Source organism: Mycetocola sp. (assembly GCF_046716805.1).
GTDB lineage: Bacteria > Actinomycetota > Actinomycetes > Actinomycetales > Microbacteriaceae > Mycetocola_A.
This window is the reverse complement of sequence record NZ_JBKJWH010000005.1, coordinates 1-16,614: the sequence shown is the minus strand read 5'-3', so window position 1 is coordinate 16,614 and position 16,614 is coordinate 1. Positions and strand designations below refer to the sequence as shown.

Here is a 16,614-nt window from a genome sequence, read left to right as displayed (position 1 = left end):
GGTTGTAGCTCGTGCCCTGGTTGGAGCGGTCGAACTTGCGGAGGAAGTACTGCTGGGTGCCGCCCTCATCGAGCTGCACGGTCACGACGTCAGCGGAGACCTCGAGAACCACGCCCGCCTTCTCGGCGGTGACCACGTCACCGGCGTCGATGGCCGCGAAGCCCTCCATGCCGGTTCCTACGAGCGGGCTGTCGCTGCGCAGCAGCGGGACAGCCTGACGCTGCATGTTGGCACCCATGAGTGCGCGGTTCGCATCGTCGTGCTCGAGGAACGGGATGAGGCTCGTCGCGACGGACACCATCTGGCGAGGCGAAACATCCATGTAGCCGATGTCTTCAGCGGGGAAGAGGTCGACCTCTCCACCCTTCCGGCGGGCGAGGACGCGGTCCTCGCTGAAGCGGCCGTCATCCTTCAGCGGAGCGTTGGCCTGGGCGACGATGTAGTCGTCCTCTTCCATCGCTGTGAGGTAATCGATGTCCTTCGTGACCAGTCCGTCGACGACGCGACGGTACGGGGTCTCGATGAAACCGAACGCGTTGATGCGAGCGAACGATGCGAGCGAACCGATCAGGCCGATGTTCGGGCCTTCCGGGGTCTCGATCGGGCACATGCGGCCGTAGTGGGACGGGTGAACGTCTCGCACCTCGACGCCTGCACGCTCACGCGACAGACCACCGGGGCCAAGCGCAGACAGGCGCCGCTTGTGGGTGAGCCCAGCGAGCGGGTTGTTCTGGTCCATGAACTGCGACAGCTGCGACGTACCGAAGAACTCCTTGATCGCGGCGACGACGGGGCGCACGTTGATCAGGGTCTGCGGGGTGATCGCTTCGATGTCCTGCGTGGTCATGCGCTCGCGGACGACGCGCTCCATGCGGGACAGACCGGTGCGGACCTGGTTCTGGATGAGCTCGCCGACGGCCCGGATGCGACGGTTACCGAAGTTGTCGATGTCGTCGATGTCGAGGCGGATCTCCGCCTTCTTGCCGTCGCGAAGACCCGTGAATGTGGTCTCACCCGAGTGCAGGCGCACGAGGTACTTGATCGTCTCGACGATGTCGTCGACGGTCAGGACCGAGTCGCTCAGCGGGGCGTCGAGGCCCAGCTTTTTGTTGATCTTGTAACGGCCGACCTTTGCGAGGTCGTAGCGCTTGCCGTTGAAGTAGAAGTTGTCGAGGAGTGCGCGGGCAGCCTCAGCGGCGACCTGCTCTCCCGGACGGAGCTTGCGGTAGATGTCGCGGAGCGCGTCTTCCTTGGTGAGGATCGAGTCCTTCTCCAGGGTCAGCTCGATCGACTCGAAGCCCTTGAACTTCTCGAGGATGTCTTCGCTCGTCAGGCCGAGGGCCTTGAGGAAGACGGTGACCGACTGCTTGCGCTTGCGGTCGATGCGGACGCCGACCTGGTCGCGCTTGTCGATCTCGAACTCGAGCCATGCGCCACGGCTCGGGATGATGCGGGCAGAGAAGATGTCCTTGTCAGACGTCTTCTCCTGGTTGCGGTCGAAGTAGACACCGGGGCTGCGGACCAGCTGCGACACGACGACACGCTCGGTGCCGTTGATGATGAACGTGCCCTTTTCGGTCATGAGCGGGAAGTCGCCCATGAACACGGTCTGAGTCTTGATCTCACCGGTGAGGTGGTTCATGAACTCGGCCTCGACGTAGAGAGGAGCGGCGTAGGTCTTGCCACGCTCCTTGCACTCGTCGATCGAATACTTCTCCGGCTCCAGGAAGGGGCTGGTGAAGCTCAGCTGCATCGTCTCGCCGAGGTCCTCGATGGGCGAGATCTCCTCGAAGATCTCATCGAGGCCGGAGTGAGTCGGCAGGTCCTGGCGGCCGGCCTTCGTGGCTTCAGCGACGCGTGATTTCCACACGTCGTTGCCCACGAGCCAGTCAAAGCTCTCGGTCTGCAAAGCAAGCAGATCCGGAACCGTCAGGGTGTCGGTGATCTTCGCGAACGACAGACGCGATGCGTCGCGGCCGTTCTTGGGTGAGTTGGTGGATGCGTTGCGCGCAGCAGCCAAGGAAATAACCTCCGTGGGCCCTCGTACAGGCTCTAGTTACTGGTAGTAATGGAGAACTCGTCAAACGCCATCAAAAAATGGTGCTATTTTCCGGGAAAAGAGCACTTGGGCCGACCGCAATATGAAGGCATGGGAAACGTCTGGGAGCGCAAGGATCTACTATAGGCGCTCGAACGCGCCGTGTCCAGCGAGCTTCTTGACGGAGCACCCGTTCCTGCGGTATAAACCCCCGCGAGAGCCCGCCCATGCGGCGTTCAAGGGACGCAAAACGCTGTCATTCATACGGATGATGACGGATTGCGTCTCCTGAACGCGCGTGCCGGCATCCGGCCTGTGAGTAAGCCCTGAGCACCCGACGCGTCTGGCAGGGTGTCCCCATGCGCGTGCCCGCGGAGTTGCCACCCGACCTCGGCGACGTCTTCTCCGTTCGGAAAGCCGTGGAGTCCGGCGTGGGAGAAGGAAGGCTCCGCGGCGCGGACCTCGAGAGCCCGTTCCACGGTGTTCGGCGGATGCGTGCCGAAGCACCGGAACAGACACCGGACAGCGCGCGTGCACACGCCCTCGGCCTCGCCGGTGCGTACGCACAGCGGATGAGCAGCGAGGAGTTCTTCAGCCACGAGACAGCGGCGCTGATCTGGGGAGCACCGCTGCCGGCATCCGCTTTCGGAGATCCGCACGTGAGTGTGCGGGCGCCAGGTCGAACGCCTCGGGCACGTGGCGTTGTGGGTCACACCGTTCGTCCGGAGATGGTTCGCATCGGGACACGCAACGGGATGCGGGTTGCCTCGCCTGCGTCGACCTGGGCGATGCTCGGCGGGCTGGAGTTGTATGACCTCGTGGCCGTCGGCGACTTCTTCGTGAGGGTGCATCGCAGCGAGGGGTATTTCCGAGTGAACCCCGGTAAGCCTCCACTGGCGACTCAGGGTCAGCTACGGTCGGCACTCGATGCCGGGCGGCGGCGCGGCGCGGCAAATCTTCGTGCCGCACTTCCTCGCATCCGTGTCGATTCCTGGTCACGCACCGAAACCTGGACCCGACTGATTCTGGGGGACGCTGGCCTGCCCGAACCCGTGTTGAACGCGGACTACTACGACGACTTCGGGATGTTCCTCGCCTGTCTTGACCTGTCATACCCGGAGTTCAAGGTCGCCATCGAATACGAAGGAGGTCACCACCGGGACGGGAAGCAGTTCGCCCGCGACATCGATCGGCTCAACCGGCTTGTGGAGCAGGGCTGGCGAGTGGTGCAGGTTTCCGCGCGTCTCGTCTTCAGGGATCCGCTCGAGCTGGCCCGACGAGTGCAGCTCGCTCTCCTCGAACGAGGTTGGAAGCCCTGACCGTCTTCGAGGGACGCAAACCGTTCTTATTCTGAGACTCGGCAGCGGTTTGCGTCCCTTGAACGCGACGCCTATCGCAGCGGGGTCTACGGGCGGGCGTGCCGGAACGTCAGGTGCTGGCCCGGGCGCAGTTGCGCGAAGAGATCGAGGGCTCCGGATGCCACGACCGCGATCACCGGATACCCACCGGTCGTCGGGTGGTCGGCCAGCAGCACGGTGGGCAGCCCGGACGGCGGCACCTGCAGAGCCCCGGCGACCATCCCTTCACTGGGAAGCTCGCCGTGGGCACCCGCCGAGTCCGACCGGTCGAGCGGCGTCCCCTCAAGCCGGGCCCCGACCCGGTTCGAGGCGGAACTGAGCGTCCACACGCCGGCGAACAGGCGCTCGAGCGACGACGCCGTGAACCAGTCCGCCCGCGGCCCGACGTGCACCGGCACGGTCACCGCCCCAGCCTCCGGAGGACTCCACGGAGCGATATCGAGGGCGGGGATCGCTGCGGTGCGCGGCTCCCCGATCGGCAGCATGGCGCCGTCGTGGACGGGAGCGGGCCCGATGCCTGACAGCAGATCCGTCGATCGGGACCCGAGCACCGGATTCACATTCCAGCCACCGCTGACCGCGAGGTAGTAACGCAGCCCGAACTCGGCAGGCCCGATCTCGAGGACCTTCCCGGCGGCGACGAACACCGGAAGATTCGGGTCGATCGGGCGCCCGGCGACCGTCACCCGCCCCCAGGCGCCGGTGACCGCGATCCAGACGTCCCGGTCGGCGACGCCCGAGAACGGGCCGACGGTGATCTCGAGCCCCGCCGCGCCCTCGTCATTGCCGACGAGGCGGTTCCCGAGTCGGAGCGCACCCCGGTCGAGCGCACCCGAGCCGCTCACTCCGAGCGCCGCGAATCCCGGCCGACCCAGATCCTGGACGGTGGTGAGCGGACCAGGGCCCAGCACGGTGAACCCGCTCATGACACTTCCCGGAACCGGACCACGCGACCGGGCGTGAGCAGGGCCGGTGGGGTGGCATCCGGGTCCCACAACACCGCTTCGGTGCGGCCGAGGATCTGCCATCCGCCGGGCGAGGACCGCGGGTAGACCCCGGTGTACTCTCCGGCGAGCCCCACCGCTCCAGTCGGCACACTCGTGCGTGGGCTGGACCGCCGCGGCACGACGAGGCGCGGCGATTCGGTCACCAGGTAACCGAAACCCGGGGCGAACCCGACGAAGGCAACCCGCCAGACGGATGCCGTGTGCGCGTCCACCACCTCCCGTTCGCTGAGGGAGAGCAGGGCAGCGACCTCGGCGAGGTCCTCCCCCGAATATTGAACGTCGATCTCCACGGCATCACTGGCGCCCCAGGCTCCGGGCGGCACCGGCGGGGTGGACCGGATCCAGCCGTTCACCCGCTCCACGGGCAGGATCGCCGGGTCGAAGGTGACGAGGACGGTGCGCGCAGCAGGCACGACGTCAACGATTCCAGCAGGCGTTGACACGGTCAGCGCCGCATGCAGGGAGAGGACTGCATCGAGGTCGTCGCAGTCGACGAGCACGGCACGGTCCCCGACGGCGTGCAGCGCACTCATCCAGCCGCCCGCACCTCGACGCCTGCTGCTGCGAGCGCCTGCCGCACCGCGTGAGCCATGGCGACGGCATCCGGGGTGTCACCGTGCACGCACAGCGAATCCACTTCGAGCGACAGCAGGGTCCCGTCGAGCGCGCGCACCGTTCCCTCAGTCACCATGGTGACGGCGCGGGCAGCGAGCTCGTCCTCCCCGTGCAGCACAGCTCCCGGCCATTTGCGCGGCGCGAGAGATCCGTTGCGCTGGTAGGCCCGGTCGACGAAGGCCTCCCGCAGGAACGGGAGCCCGTGGGCGGCTGCGGCCGCCTCGACCCGCGATCCGGAGAGACCCATCAGAGGGAGTCCGGGCGAGAACTGCGCAACCGCGCTCGCCACGGCATCCGCCCTGCGATCGTCATGGACGATCCGGTTGTAAAGCGCACCGTGCGGCTTCACGTAACGGATGCCGGTTCCCGCCTTCTCGGCGGCTGCGGCGAGCGCCGTCAGCTGTTCGAGGATCTCGTCGACCAGAACACTGGGCAGCACCTCCATGTCGGCTCGGCCGAAGTGCGCCCGGTCGCGGTACGAGATGTGTGCCCCGACGCGCACGTCGTGCCGGGCGGCGAGCAGGCAGGAGGCGTACATCGACTCGGCGTCGCCGGCATGGAAGCCGCAGGCGATGCTCGCGCTCGTGATCAGCGGGAACAGGGCGGCGTCGTCCGCGGTCGGACGGCCATCCACGGTCTCACCGAGGTCGCAGTTGAGGTCGACGCGCATGTCCTCAGGCTAGCCGCGCCGGGTGCGAACCGCAGCGGTGTTGCGAACTTCGGAGATTTGAGGCGAATCCGCCCAAACGGCCGTTCCGGGGCGCGCAGTCCCCGGGAATCTCCGACGTTGCAAAAGGTAGGCTCGACGCATGGCAGCGCGAGAGACCGACAACCCACGCATCCGTCTCGCGTCGAACGGCCAGGTGGCCGTCATCGAGGCGGACAAGTGGGTTCCGGGCAGCTTCCAGCTCGTCGTCGACGGCACCCCGCAGTCGCACGTTAACCTCGACGACCCGACGAACCTGTTCTTCGAGTACATCCAGCGCATCGGGCACGTGATCGATGAGGTCCGCACACCCGGTGAGCCGATCACCGCCGTCCACCTCGGCGCCGGAGCGCTCACCCTCCCCCGTTACATCGAAGCGACCCGGCCGGGCAGCAGGCAGCAGGTCGTCGAACTGGAACAGGACCTTGTCGACTTCGTGCGCGAGCACCTGCCCTGGTCGAAACGCGCGGCCATCCGGGTCCGATACGGCGACGCCCGCGAAGTGCTGGGCCGGCTGCCCAAGGGCCTCGCCGGAAGCGTCGACCTCGTCATCGTCGACATCTTCTCCGGCGCCCGCACCCCCGCCCACGTGACGAGCATCGAGTTCTATCGCGAAGCGGCCGCCCTCCTGTCGCCTGACGGCATCCTCGTCATCAACATCGCCGACGGGCCCGGCCTGGCGTTCGCCCGCGGACAGGCCGCAACGGTGCAGGATGCCGTCGGCCACGTCGCCGTACTGGCCGAGGCGCAGATCCTCAAGGGTCGGCGCTTCGGCAACGTCGTACTGATCGGCTCGAACGCGGAACTGCCGATGCACTTCATCCCGCGGCTCCTCGCTGGCGGGCCGCACCCGGCCAAGGCCGTAGCCGGCGCTGAACTCCGCCAGTTCCTTGCGGGGGCCAGCGTGGTCACTGACGACACCGCTGTGCCGTCGCCGACCCCGGCACAGACCATCTTCCAGGTTCGATCGGGCAACTGACATGAGGAGCACACGCGCGGCGATCGGGGTCCTGATCGCAGTGGTGCTCCTGAGCGGCTGCACGAGATCCGCCCCGCTGCCGAGCGATCGCCCAGCAGGTCCGGACCCCCCCGCCCCAGCGCCGCCCGGCACCGGCACCGGACCGGTGTCCCCGACCGGCGCGTCGACCGTGCTCGCCACCGGCCTCGACGTGCCCTGGTCGATCCTCCGCCTGGGCGACAGCACCCTCCTCAGCTACCGCGACACCGGCCAGATCATGGAGCTCACGCCGGGAGGCGATCTCCGTGAAGCGGCGGTGATCCCCGGTGTCGACCCCGGCGGGGAAGGCGGGCTCCTGGGCCTCGCCGCCCGCAATCAGGACGAACAGCACTGGATCTACGCTTACTTCACCTCCGACAACGACAACCGGGTGGTGCGGATGCCGCTCGGCGGCTCCCCCGGAAACCTCACTCTTGGCGGCGCGGAGGTCGTGCTCGAAGGGTTGGCGAAGGCCGGCAACCACAACGGCGGCCGGATCGCCTTCGGCCCGGACGGGATGCTGTACGTCACGGTCGGCGACGCCGGGCACGCGGACTCCGCGCAGGACCCCCGATCGCTCAACGGCAAGATCCTGCGGGTCACACCGAGCGGCGACGTTCCGCAGGACAATCCGGTCGACGGCTCGGCGGTCTTCTCACTCGGGCACCGCAATCCGCAGGGCCTGGCGTGGGATGCGGACGGCAGGTTGTGGGCGAGCGAGTTCGGCCAGAACACCTGGGACGAACTCAACCTCATCGAACCGGGGAGAAACTATGGTTGGCCGGTGGTCGAGGGGCAGGCGGGCAACCCCGATTTCGTCGACCCGGCCTACCAGTGGTCGACGAGCGAGGCGAGTCCGAGCGGTCTCACTGTCGTTGACGACACCCTGTTTATGGCGGCGCTCCGTGGCCAGCGACTGTGGGGAATTCTTGACGGCGTTCATGTGCCCGAAGGAAGCCGGGGTCTCGAGGGCGTCGTGACGGCATCCGCGTACTTTGAAGGCGAATTCGGCAGGATCCGGGATGTTGCACCCGGCCCGGACGGCACCCTGTGGTTGATCACGAACAACACGGACGGACGCGGCAGCCCCGGGCCGGACGACGACCGCCTGATCGAGATCGTCCTGGCGCCGTTCGTCGAGGGCTGACCGGATTCCGGCCCACAATCGACCCGCGAATGGCGACAGGCGCACCGCCTGACGCGCGAACGGCGAACCGCGGGTTAAAGTCGAATGAGAGACCGGCGCGACACCTTCCGGACTCCCGATCGTTGGAGAACACCCTGAGCATCATCCTTGGCTATGACGCAGAAACCCTGCGCGAAAAAGTCGACCTCAAGGCTGTTGGGGATCGGCTGCTCGAGCTCGGCGACATGCGCAACATGAGCGCACTCTGTGAGAAGGCATGGTTGTTGAAAGTCGCCGGCCAGCTCGACGAGGCCCTCGATGTGGCCAACCAGTGCGTACGGCTCGCCCGCTTCACCGGTGACCGCAAGGGACTCATGCAGCCGCGGATGCTCCGTGCCCAGGTCCTGCAGTTCCGTGGCGCCTACGACGAGGCACTGCACGAGCTGTCGTCGCTCATCAACGAGGCTCACACCCACGACTGGCGGATGCTTGAAGCGCTCTCGCTGCAGCACCGCGGCAAGGTTTACTTCGATCAGGGCGAGTACAAGTCAGCGCTCGTCGATTTCAAGGCTGCCGTTCGGCTGCGCACGGACCTCGGCGCCACCGATGAAGAGATGGAGTCCTCGCTCATCGCCGTCGCCGTCACGGAGTCGTTCCTCGGCCGCTGAGCGCCGTCGAGCGAATGTCGGTGGCTCGCGCTAGCGTATTGCCATGTCCGATCTGGTCAGGGTCCGGTTGTGGGCCGACTCACTGATAAAGCTTCACCTCGATCCGGCCGTGTGGTCGTTCGGGTTCGACAACGCCAAGCGCCGGGCCGGGCTGTGCAATTTCACGACGAAGCGCATCACCGTGTCGCGCTACCTCGCGACCCGCTTCGACGATGACGAAATCCATCAGATTCTTTTGCATGAAATTGCCCACGCCATTGCGGGGCCGCGCGCGGGCCACGGCCAGACGTGGAAGCGCGTCGCCGCCGAGCTCGGCTATGTGGGCTCCAGGGAGCACCATGGCGAGACGGCTGATGAGCTGGCCCCGTGGGTGGGGTCGTGCCCGAACGGTCACACCCTGTACCGCTACCGGCAGCCCAAGCACCACACCTCCTGCGGAGTCTGCTCTCGCCGCTTCGACCCGAGGTTCGCAATCAGCTGGCAGCACCGCGTGATCACTCCGGCGATGCGGCAGCGCGCGGCGGCGCAGGCGTCATGACGGGTAGAGCGGCGAAGGCGGCAGCAGACACCGCACCAGGAGCCGACCCTGCCAATCTGCGGATCGCCCTCCTCCGCGGAGTCAATGTCGGCGGCGTGACGGTGAAGTCCGCCGAGCTGGTCGACGTGTTCCGCGCGCTGGGGTTCACCGACGTCCGCACGGTACTCGCCAGCGGGAACGTGCTGTTCACCGGCGATGCCGGTGTGCCCGAGCCGGCCGAAGCGATCGAAAAGGCACTGTCCGAGACTTTCGGCTACTCCGCCCGCGTGATCCTCACCGACCAGGCGGAGGTGACGCGCGTTCTGGAGGCGTATCCGTTCGACGAAGCCGACGATCGCCAGCCGTATGTCGTCTTCGTGTCGCAGCCGGGTGACATCCAGGCACTTCTGGACATCGCCGGAGACCTCGACGGCGACGTCGAGCGGATGCAGCCGGGCGACGGAGTTCTGTACTGGGAGGTGCGGAAGGGGATGTCGACCACCAGCGCGTTCTCGAAGAGAACGGCTCGCACCCCGGGCATCCTGACCACCACCAGAAACCTGCGGACCCTGCGCAAACTCCTCTGAACCGCGGAATCTGGTGAACCGCTGTATTCCGGCCGAAATCGGCTCACGCGGTAACCCGATATCGTGGTTACATGAGCGATGCGAGCAATCCGGAACCCGCCACTGGCCAGTGGTTCACATCGCTCGAAGGAACCCGCTGGTGGTTCGACTCCGGCTCGCTCGCGCTCGATTTCGCCTATACCGGTCCGCTCGGCGGTCCCGATGCAGCAGCCGACTCGCCGCGGGAAACGCTGCGGTCCCCCGATGACCTGACGTCCTGGCTCGCGACCCGGCTCCCGAGCGCAGCGGCCGGGGATCGCGACCTGGCCGACGCCCTCACCTTGCGCGGTGCGATCGGCCGGCTGGCTCTCGCGGCGAGCGCCGGCGCCACCGCCGATTCCCGCGACGTCGACCTGCTCAACCTCTACGCCGCCACCCCTGACATCCCGCCTCGCCTCCCCGGCGGAGCGTTGCAGGCGGGCCGCACCGATCCGCGCGCCGCCCAGGCGCTGTCGACGATCGCCCGCGATGCCGTCGCACTCTTCTCGGGGACGACGCCCGGCACCATCCGGGAATGTGACGCCGACGACTGCGGCCTCGTCTACCTCGACACGTCGCGGGCCGGGAACCGCCGTTGGTGCTCCATGCAGCGCTGCGGCAACCGGCACAAGGTCCGGGCGCACCGCGCGAGGGCGACTCGCTCGGAGCAGAGCACGACTCGCTGATCGTCACCGACCGGTCGAACGCGACAAAACCGGAGTAGTGAGGCCAGGAACCTCCGGTTCCGGCCGGTACCCCTCTCAGTCGCGGAGGATCGCGACCTCGGCGCTCGAGTCGACCCGCGCGGCGGCGATGACGCGCTCTCGCTCGCCGTCGGCGCTGAGGGTCTGCCCGTCGACGGATGCGGTGAACAGGTGCCCGACGGCGTTCCGCAGGTTGTCGAAGGCCGCGCACGCGACAGCCGCCTCCGGTGAGGTGAAGTCGATGCCGAGGGTCACGAGGGCATCGATCACCGCGCCCGCTGCGAGCAGGTCGGGGGCTGACACGGTGCCGTCCCCGGCGGAGACGACGGCGATCGACAGCCGGCGGCCGAGACGCACCTGACGGTCGAGCGCCCAGGCGGCAACCGCTCGGCGGTTGGTGAGGTTCGCCGCGATCACGGCGGCGGCAGGAGTGTCGACGGCGATGGCGGCGTCGGCGAGTGCGAGCGCGTCGACCCAGATCAGCAGGTCGACGTTCGCGATGCGCCCCAGCCCGGATCGGCCCGTGTCGAAGCGGACCTGGTATTTCGCCTGGGCTGCCGGGTGCAGAGCGGGTTGCGCAGGACTGTCGGTGCGTTCGGGCATGGTTCCAGCGTAACCACGGCCGCTCGCCGGCTCGGCTGTGTTACAACCAGTGACGTTCCTCCGGATAACGCCGGTCGTCCGGCGACGGGCGACGCATGGCATCCCGGATGATCTCGAAGTCGTGCCGGGAGAGTTCGATGACGCCCGCGCGCAACTGATAACCCCAGTTCGGCGCGTTCCGGGTGAACTCAAGGGCGCCGAGCAGCGGGCGGATCGGTGCCGGCTCGGCCGACTGATCCCAATCGACCCTGCGCCGCCACGGCCTCCAGTCCAACGACAGCGCCTGGGAGATCTCCGCGCCGTCGATCCGACCGATCGCGGTGAACTGCTTGAGGGGCTCGCCGTCCGGGTACTCGGTTTTCGGCGAGTAGTAGACGAGCCCGTCGGCGTCCCCCATCCGCTCGAGGTTGGGGCGAGTACCGTGGCTGACCTGCGCGACACCGAGGTCGACGGCGGTGCGCACGTGGTCGCGCGACGCCACCGCCAGCCAGTATCGAATCGCCATACTCCCTGTTTAGCGCACCAGCTGTACCGAACTTCGGAGATTCCGCCTTCAAGCGAGGGGATACGCCCGTTTGCTGTGACTTGGGCGGAAATCTCCACTGTAGGGAACCCTGCCTCCGGCGAACCGGCGAGACTGGCCTGATGCGAGTCCAACTCAAGATGATCCTCGACTGCGATCCGTTCGACGCCTGGCGAGCGGTGCGCTCACCCGCCGTGCTGCGCGAGCTCTATTCCCCGCTGCTCGAACTCGACCCGGGCGGGCCCGTCCCGACACTCTGGGAGCCGGGCAGCATGGACGTCACCGTGCGCGGCGCCGGCGTGATCCCCGTCGGACGTCAGCGCATCGACCTCGATTTCGATCTGACACGGATGCCGGGGGTCCGGATCCTCGTCGACTCCGGTCGTCCGCTCACCGGCCCGCTCAGCCTGCTCGAGGGCTGGCGGCACCAGATGGCCATCGCCCCGGCGCCGGGGAACCCGGGCAGGACGCTCTACCGCGACCGCCTCGACTTCGGCGGGCCTGCCGCTATCGCGCTGTGGATGCCGATGTGGACCATGTGGCAGTGGCGCGGCATCCGTTTGAAGGAGATGGCGCCCCACTGGGCCTACGAGCCGGTGCAGCCGGAGCGCGATCCGGAGCCTGACCCGGCGCTCTGAGCGAACCGAGCCGTTACATCCGGTTCGGACGAAACCATCCGGTACGCCGCATGCCCTCGTCCGGAACGGATGAAACGGCCGCACGCACCGGTCACAGACGCCGCGCAGCGGGGCTCAGAGGCGCCGGTCAGGCAGCACACGGTGCGATCCGCTAGGGTGGAGGTACTTGCGGGCCCATCATTGTGCCCCTTGCGTCGTAGAACGCTTCCTCTCTCCCCGCCGGATTCGAAAAAAATCCCGGGTCGATGACTCTTCATACGGCGAACGATTGTGGCCTTCGCCACCTTCGCCACTGCTCCCGCTCCAGCGATTTCGCCTGTCGAGATCCGTACGGGACGCTGATGCTGTGAAAGGCACCACCTTGTCAGAAACTCCCCAAGAAATCACGTTCGCAGAACTCAACGTTCCAGCAGCGCTCGTCGCGGCACTCGCCGCAGACGGCAAGACCCTCGCGTTCCCGATCCAGGTCGACACCCTGCCGGACACCCTCGGTGGTCGCGACGTCCTCGGCCGCGGAAAGACCGGCTCGGGCAAGACCCTCGCGTTCAGCATCCCAATGGCTGCCCGCCTGGGCGGCAAGCTCGCCGGTGGCAAGCGCCGCCCGGGTCGCCCGCTCGGCCTGATCCTCGCCCCGACGCGTGAACTTGCCACCCAGATCTCCGCGGTCCTCACCCCGCTCGCCGCGGCGTACGGCCTCAACACGACGACCATCTTCGGTGGCGTCAACCAGACCCGCCAGGTCACCGCACTCAAGGCCGGCGTCGACATCGTTGTCGCCTGCCCCGGCCGCCTTGAAGACCTCATGAAGCAGGGTTTCGTCAACCTCGACGCCGTCGAGATCACCGTGCTCGATGAGGCCGACCACATGGCCGACCTCGGCTTCCTGCCCGTCGTCACGCGCATCCTCGACAAGACCCCGTCCAACGGACAGCGCCTGCTCTTCTCGGCGACGCTCGACAACGGTGTGGACAAGCTCGTCCGCAAGTTCCTCCACAACGAGGTCCTGCACTCCGTCGACGAGGTCACCAGCCACGTTTCCGCGATGACCCACCACGTCTTCGAGGTCAACGGCCCCGACTCCAAGAAGGACCTCATCGAGACCCTCGCTTCAGGCACCGGCCGTCGCATCCTCTTCATGCGCACCAAGCACCACGCGAAGAAGCTCGCCAAGCAGCTCACCGACTCGGGGATCCCCGCCGTCGACCTGCACGGCAACCTCTCGCAGCCGCAGCGTGACCGCAACCTCGCCGCGTTCAGCGACGGAACCGCCCGCGTTCTCGTGGCGACGGATGTCGCGGCGCGCGGCGTGCACGTCGACGACGTCGAACTCGTCATCCACGTCGACCCGCCCATGGAGCACAAGGCATACCTGCACCGCTCGGGCCGCACGGCCCGCGCCGGCAGCGCCGGTGACGTCGTCACCATTTGCCTGCCGACGCAGAAGAAGGACCTCGCTCAGCTGCTGAAGAAGGCGGCCATCTCGGTCACCCCGGTGCCCGTCACCGCCAAATCCGCTGAAGTGACCGCGCTCGTCGGCGAGGTCGCGGCGTACGTCAAGCCGGTCCCCCGGGTCGTTCAGGCGCAGGGTGGCGGCCGGTCGCAGGGCGCCAACGCCCAGCGCAAGCGCTCGGTCCGCGAGGGCCAGGGCGGCGGACGCCCGCGTTCCGGTTCCGGATCAGGTTCGTCGCGTGACTACTCCACGTCGACCGCAGGCAGCTCCGCTCGCCGTCACGAAGGCGGAGCAGCAGCTCGTCCGGCCCAATCACGCCCCGAGCGGTCCGCTCGCCCCGCAACGTCTGGTGGAGCAGCAACCGGCGGACCGCGCACGAACCGCAGGGTTTCCAGCGGCCGCTAGCCAGCCAGCACTCAAGCCACCGGTTCAGCCCGCGCACGTTCTCGTGCCGGCTGACCGGTGGCGCCGTTTCGGGCTCTTCCCCGCCACTGTGTCAAGGGGCATTTCCGTCGATTTCACAGCCCACCGCACGCCGGGGTATGGTCACGGTATGGACACCGACGTTGCAGCTCCTTCCGTTTCAGAGATCATTGTCCGCCCCGTGCGCGACGTCGACGCAGAGTCGCTCGGACGGGTGCACGCCCGGTGCTGGCATGAGGCTTACGACGAGCTCATCAGCAAGGCCGCACTGGAGCGGCTGTCACCACGGCGGATGGCGGAGCTGTGGACCCACTGGATGAACCAGGGTCCCGCCTACCGTCAGTTCGCGGCGGTGCAGGACGGCGAGATCATCGGATTCTCCGGCTCAGGGCCCGCCCGCGACGCTGACGCACCGCGTGACCGCGAGTTGTACTTCATCAACATGCTCGCCGATTTCCGTAGCACAGGAACAGGGCAGAAGCTTTTCGACGCGGCAATCGCCGATGGTGAGCCCGCCTACCTGTGGGTGTCGTCCGCCAACGCCCGAGCGCGTCACTTCTACGAGAAGAACGGCTTCGTCGCCGACGGCGCCGAGCACACCGAACCGTTCCTCGGTGAAGAAATCCACGAGGTCCGGTACGTCCGCTAGGTCAGGACAACCGACCCACAGACGCGAGCGCCAGCCGCAGGAGCGTGCCGCGGCCGCCTTCCATTTCGTCGCTGACGGCATCCGACTGGGCTTCTTCCGGAGCCATCCAGGTCAGTTCGAGAGCATCCTGGCGCGGGTCACACGTACCGGTCACCGGCACGACATAGGCGAGGGAGACGGCATGCTGCCGGTCGTCGGTGTATGGCGAGATACCCGGCATGGGGAAGTATTCGGCCACATGGAACGGGGTCGGTGATGCGGGCAGCAGCGGAAACGCCATCGGCCCGAGGTCTTTCTCCAGGTGCCGGAACAGCGCATCCCGGAGCGTCTCGCCGTACATCACCCGGCCGGAGACGAGGGTGCGGGTCATCTGGCCGGTCGCCGTCGCCCGAAGAAGTATGCCGACCTCGGTGACGATACCGAGGCCGTCCACCCGCACGGGAATCGCCTCGACGTAGAGCAGCGGAAGGCGGCGACGCACTTCCTCGAGTTCGATATCGCTGAGCCAGCCCGGGGTGGGGCTCGACGAGGGGTCCTGCGGCTGGTCAGGGTCTGGGGTGCGAACGCTCATGCTCCATTCTTACCCGGTTAGCCTGAACCCCGCGCCCGGGACACCCGGTTCGCGCTCGGTAGGCTTGTTCCCTGTCCCGACGAAGGAGAACCAGACGATGTACACAATCGACGAGGATGCCGTCCTCTGGTCGGCGGCTGGCGAGGATCGCGAAGACCGTTCGCTCCTCCTGCTCCTGCACGGCTACGGGTCGAATGAAGCCGATCTCTTCCAGCTCGCGCCCTTTCTGCCACTCGAACCGGTTCTGGCATCCCTCCGCGCACCGCTCGTCGCCCCGTTCCCGATCGACGGCTGGTCCTGGTATCCCGTCGACCAGCCCGGTCAGCCGGATTCCGCCGGACTGGCGGACTCGACCGCCTCGGTGCTCGCCTGGCTCGACGCGCTGCCATACACCCCCGATTCAATTGGACTGCTCGGATTCTCGCAGGGCGGTGCGGTGGCGATCGAACTGCTTCGTGCCGCTCCCGAGCGGTTCTCGTTTGCGGTCAACCTGTCCGGTTACGTCTCCGACATTCCTCAGCCAGGCGATGCTGCCCTCGCCGAGCGTCGGCCAACGGTGTTCTGGGGCCGGGGAACGCACGACGACGTCCTCCCGTTCGAAGCGGTCGCTCACACGACCGAGTGGCTCCCGCAGCACACCCGCCTCGTCGGTCGGATCTACGACGGCCTGTCCCACGCCATCTCACAACAGGAACTGGCTGACGTGCGCGGCTTCATCGAACGCCAGCTCTGAATTCGCCGTCAGCACGGATGATGTCAGTGGCGTCAGGCAGGATGGGAACGTGAGCAACGTGCTTGAGCGATTCTCCCCTGCCACCCGGGAGTGGTTCAGCGGAGCGTTCGCCGCGCCCACCGACGCTCAGGTCGGGGCGTGGGACGCGATCTCGCGCGGTTCGCACGCGCTCGTCGTCGCGCCGACCGGCTCGGGCAAGACCCTCTCCGCGTTTCTCTGGTCGATCGACCGGCTCATGGCTGAGCCGCGGTCAGAGGAGATCGGCACCCGCGTGCTCTACATTTCGCCCCTCAAAGCGCTCGGTGTCGACGTCGAGCGGAACCTTCGGGCGCCTTTGATCGGCATCACCCAGACGTCCATCCGGCTGGGCACGACGGCCCCGAATGTCACCGTCGGCGTTCGCTCGGGAGACACCCCGGCAGCCGACCGGCGCACCCTGGCGAAAAACCCGCCGGACATTCTCATCACGACCCCGGAATCCCTGTTTCTCATGCTGACCTCGGCGGCCCGAGAGACGTTGCGTTCGGTCGAGACGGTGATCATCGATGAGGTTCACGCCGTCGCCGCGACCAAGCGTGGTGCACACCTGGCGCTGTCGCTCGAGCGCCTCGACGCCCTGCTCGAAAGACCGGCGCAGCGCATCGGACTGTCGGCGACGGTGCGTCCGCGGGAGGAGGTCGCCC

18 protein-coding genes and 1 pseudogene are annotated in these 16,614 nt (G+C 67.3%); 12 read left to right on the top strand and 7 right to left on the bottom strand.

The annotated features are described in order from the left end of the window. Positions 1-2,020, bottom strand: a pseudogene (locus ACLQ62_RS00410) (DNA-directed RNA polymerase subunit beta); the annotation flags it as partial. Positions 2,021-2,397: 377 nt separating this feature from the next. Here ACLQ62_RS00410 and ACLQ62_RS00405 point away from each other — a divergent pair. Beyond that, positions 2,398-3,357 carry an endonuclease domain-containing protein gene (locus ACLQ62_RS00405; RefSeq protein ID WP_411719681.1) on the top strand — a complete coding sequence of 320 codons (960 nt, stop codon included), beginning with the start codon at positions 2,398-2,400 and terminating at the stop codon, positions 3,355-3,357. An 86-nt stretch (positions 3,358-3,443) separates the two neighbouring features. Here the strand turns inward: ACLQ62_RS00405 and ACLQ62_RS00400 are convergent, their stop codons facing one another. From ACLQ62_RS00400 to ACLQ62_RS00390, 3 genes are read right to left on the bottom strand one after another with little or no spacing between them, the layout of a single operon-like run. After that, the gene (locus ACLQ62_RS00400; RefSeq protein WP_411719680.1) at positions 3,444-4,322 is read right to left on the bottom strand and encodes a biotin-dependent carboxyltransferase family protein; all 879 of its coding nucleotides are present in this window, start codon (positions 4,320-4,322) and stop codon (positions 3,444-3,446) included. Further along, complete coding sequence (locus ACLQ62_RS00395) at positions 4,319-4,936, bottom strand: 5-oxoprolinase subunit B family protein (RefSeq protein ID WP_411719679.1); 618 nt, start codon at positions 4,934-4,936, stop codon at positions 4,319-4,321. Before ACLQ62_RS00395 ends, ACLQ62_RS00400 begins: the two co-directional genes overlap by 4 nt. Continuing rightward, positions 4,933-5,688 carry a LamB/YcsF family protein gene (locus ACLQ62_RS00390; protein ID WP_411719678.1) on the bottom strand — a complete coding sequence of 252 codons (756 nt, stop codon included), beginning with the start codon at positions 5,686-5,688 and terminating at the stop codon, positions 4,933-4,935. The genes ACLQ62_RS00395 and ACLQ62_RS00390 overlap by 4 nt, the downstream gene beginning before the upstream one ends. Before the next feature lie 139 nt (positions 5,689-5,827). Here ACLQ62_RS00390 and ACLQ62_RS00385 point away from each other — a divergent pair, with 139 nt between their 5' ends. From ACLQ62_RS00385 to ACLQ62_RS00360, 6 genes are all read left to right on the top strand, one after another. Continuing rightward, positions 5,828-6,703 carry a spermidine synthase gene (locus tag ACLQ62_RS00385; protein ID WP_411719677.1) on the top strand — a complete coding sequence of 292 codons (876 nt, stop codon included), beginning with the start codon at positions 5,828-5,830 and terminating at the stop codon, positions 6,701-6,703. Position 6,704: 1 nt separating this feature from the next. Beyond that, a complete protein-coding gene (locus ACLQ62_RS00380) occupies positions 6,705-7,868 on the top strand; it encodes a PQQ-dependent sugar dehydrogenase (RefSeq protein ID WP_411719676.1) in 1,164 nt (387 codons plus the stop codon). Between the two features lie 122 nt (positions 7,869-7,990). After that, the gene (locus ACLQ62_RS00375) at positions 7,991-8,515 is read left to right on the top strand and encodes a hypothetical protein (protein ID WP_411719675.1); all 525 of its coding nucleotides are present in this window, start codon (positions 7,991-7,993) and stop codon (positions 8,513-8,515) included. Between the two features lie 43 nt (positions 8,516-8,558). Beyond that, positions 8,559-9,053, top strand: a complete 495-nt coding sequence (locus tag ACLQ62_RS00370) for a SprT-like domain-containing protein (RefSeq protein WP_411719674.1) — start codon at positions 8,559-8,561, stop codon at positions 9,051-9,053. Further along, positions 9,050-9,619, top strand: coding sequence for a DUF1697 domain-containing protein (locus ACLQ62_RS00365; protein WP_411719673.1), 570 nt, complete (start codon positions 9,050-9,052; stop codon positions 9,617-9,619). Before ACLQ62_RS00370 ends, ACLQ62_RS00365 begins: the two co-directional genes overlap by 4 nt. Positions 9,620-9,690: 71 nt before the next feature. Beyond that, positions 9,691-10,323 (top strand): CGNR zinc finger domain-containing protein, encoded by a 633-nt coding sequence (locus tag ACLQ62_RS00360; protein ID WP_411719672.1) that lies wholly within the window; start codon positions 9,691-9,693, stop codon positions 10,321-10,323. A gap of 75 nt (positions 10,324-10,398) precedes the next feature. On the opposite strand, the gene ACLQ62_RS00355 is transcribed toward ACLQ62_RS00360, so the two are convergent. Together ACLQ62_RS00355 and ACLQ62_RS00350 are read right to left on the bottom strand one after the other, a co-directional pair. Beyond that, positions 10,399-10,944 (bottom strand): 2-phosphosulfolactate phosphatase, encoded by a 546-nt coding sequence (locus tag ACLQ62_RS00355; protein WP_411719671.1) that lies wholly within the window; start codon positions 10,942-10,944, stop codon positions 10,399-10,401. A 40-nt stretch (positions 10,945-10,984) separates the two neighbouring features. Continuing rightward, positions 10,985-11,449 (bottom strand): EVE domain-containing protein, encoded by a 465-nt coding sequence (locus tag ACLQ62_RS00350; RefSeq protein ID WP_411719670.1) that lies wholly within the window; start codon positions 11,447-11,449, stop codon positions 10,985-10,987. Between the two features lie 140 nt (positions 11,450-11,589). Here ACLQ62_RS00350 and ACLQ62_RS00345 point away from each other — a divergent pair, with 140 nt between their 5' ends. The 3 genes from ACLQ62_RS00345 to ACLQ62_RS00335 all read left to right on the top strand — a co-directional run bounded on the left by ACLQ62_RS00345 (position 11,590) and on the right by ACLQ62_RS00335 (position 14,627). Then, a complete protein-coding gene (locus ACLQ62_RS00345) occupies positions 11,590-12,105 on the top strand; it encodes a hypothetical protein (RefSeq protein ID WP_411719669.1) in 516 nt (171 codons plus the stop codon). Positions 12,106-12,466: 361 nt separating this feature from the next. After that, positions 12,467-13,960: a DEAD/DEAH box helicase gene (locus ACLQ62_RS00340; RefSeq protein ID WP_411719668.1), complete on the top strand. Its 1,494-nt coding sequence runs from the start codon at positions 12,467-12,469 to the stop codon at positions 13,958-13,960. Between the two features lie 148 nt (positions 13,961-14,108). After that, positions 14,109-14,627 (top strand): N-acetyltransferase family protein, encoded by a 519-nt coding sequence (locus tag ACLQ62_RS00335; protein ID WP_411719667.1) that lies wholly within the window; start codon positions 14,109-14,111, stop codon positions 14,625-14,627. Position 14,628: 1 nt separating this feature from the next. On the opposite strand, the gene ACLQ62_RS00330 is transcribed toward ACLQ62_RS00335, so the two are convergent. After that, on the bottom strand, positions 14,629-15,198 hold the full coding sequence (locus ACLQ62_RS00330) for an NUDIX hydrolase family protein (protein ID WP_411719666.1): 570 nt from the start codon (positions 15,196-15,198) through the stop codon (positions 14,629-14,631). 97 nt (positions 15,199-15,295) lie between these two features. Between ACLQ62_RS00330 and ACLQ62_RS00325 the strand changes: the two genes are divergently transcribed. Together ACLQ62_RS00325 and ACLQ62_RS00320 are read left to right on the top strand one after the other, a co-directional pair. Beyond that, the gene (locus tag ACLQ62_RS00325) at positions 15,296-15,931 is read left to right on the top strand and encodes an alpha/beta hydrolase (RefSeq protein ID WP_411719665.1); all 636 of its coding nucleotides are present in this window, start codon (positions 15,296-15,298) and stop codon (positions 15,929-15,931) included. A 49-nt stretch (positions 15,932-15,980) separates the two neighbouring features. Beyond that, the coding region (locus ACLQ62_RS00320) for a DEAD/DEAH box helicase (protein ID WP_411719664.1) at positions 15,981-16,614 on the top strand (634 nt) is incomplete at its 3' end.

Coding starts and splice junctions, on each gene's coding strand:
- ACLQ62_RS00405 (WP_411719681.1), top strand. CDS start 2,398: ATGCGCGTGCCCGCGGAGTTGCCACCCGACCTCGGCGACGTCTTCTCC.
- ACLQ62_RS00400 (WP_411719680.1), bottom strand. CDS start 4,322: ATGAGCGGGTTCACCGTGCTGGGCCCTGGTCCGCTCACCACCGTCCAG.
- ACLQ62_RS00395 (WP_411719679.1), bottom strand. CDS start 4,936: ATGAGTGCGCTGCACGCCGTCGGGGACCGTGCCGTGCTCGTCGACTGC.
- ACLQ62_RS00390 (WP_411719678.1), bottom strand. CDS start 5,688: ATGCGCGTCGACCTCAACTGCGACCTCGGTGAGACCGTGGATGGCCGT.
- ACLQ62_RS00385 (WP_411719677.1), top strand. CDS start 5,828: ATGGCAGCGCGAGAGACCGACAACCCACGCATCCGTCTCGCGTCGAAC.
- ACLQ62_RS00380 (WP_411719676.1), top strand. CDS start 6,705: ATGAGGAGCACACGCGCGGCGATCGGGGTCCTGATCGCAGTGGTGCTC.
- ACLQ62_RS00370 (WP_411719674.1), top strand. CDS start 8,559: ATGTCCGATCTGGTCAGGGTCCGGTTGTGGGCCGACTCACTGATAAAG.
- ACLQ62_RS00365 (WP_411719673.1), top strand. CDS start 9,050: ATGACGGGTAGAGCGGCGAAGGCGGCAGCAGACACCGCACCAGGAGCC.
- ACLQ62_RS00360 (WP_411719672.1), top strand. CDS start 9,691: ATGAGCGATGCGAGCAATCCGGAACCCGCCACTGGCCAGTGGTTCACA.
- ACLQ62_RS00355 (WP_411719671.1), bottom strand. CDS start 10,944: ATGCCCGAACGCACCGACAGTCCTGCGCAACCCGCTCTGCACCCGGCA.
- ACLQ62_RS00350 (WP_411719670.1), bottom strand. CDS start 11,449: ATGGCGATTCGATACTGGCTGGCGGTGGCGTCGCGCGACCACGTGCGC.
- ACLQ62_RS00345 (WP_411719669.1), top strand. CDS start 11,590: ATGCGAGTCCAACTCAAGATGATCCTCGACTGCGATCCGTTCGACGCC.
- ACLQ62_RS00335 (WP_411719667.1), top strand. CDS start 14,109: ATGGACACCGACGTTGCAGCTCCTTCCGTTTCAGAGATCATTGTCCGC.
- ACLQ62_RS00330 (WP_411719666.1), bottom strand. CDS start 15,198: ATGAGCGTTCGCACCCCAGACCCTGACCAGCCGCAGGACCCCTCGTCG.
- ACLQ62_RS00325 (WP_411719665.1), top strand. CDS start 15,296: ATGTACACAATCGACGAGGATGCCGTCCTCTGGTCGGCGGCTGGCGAG.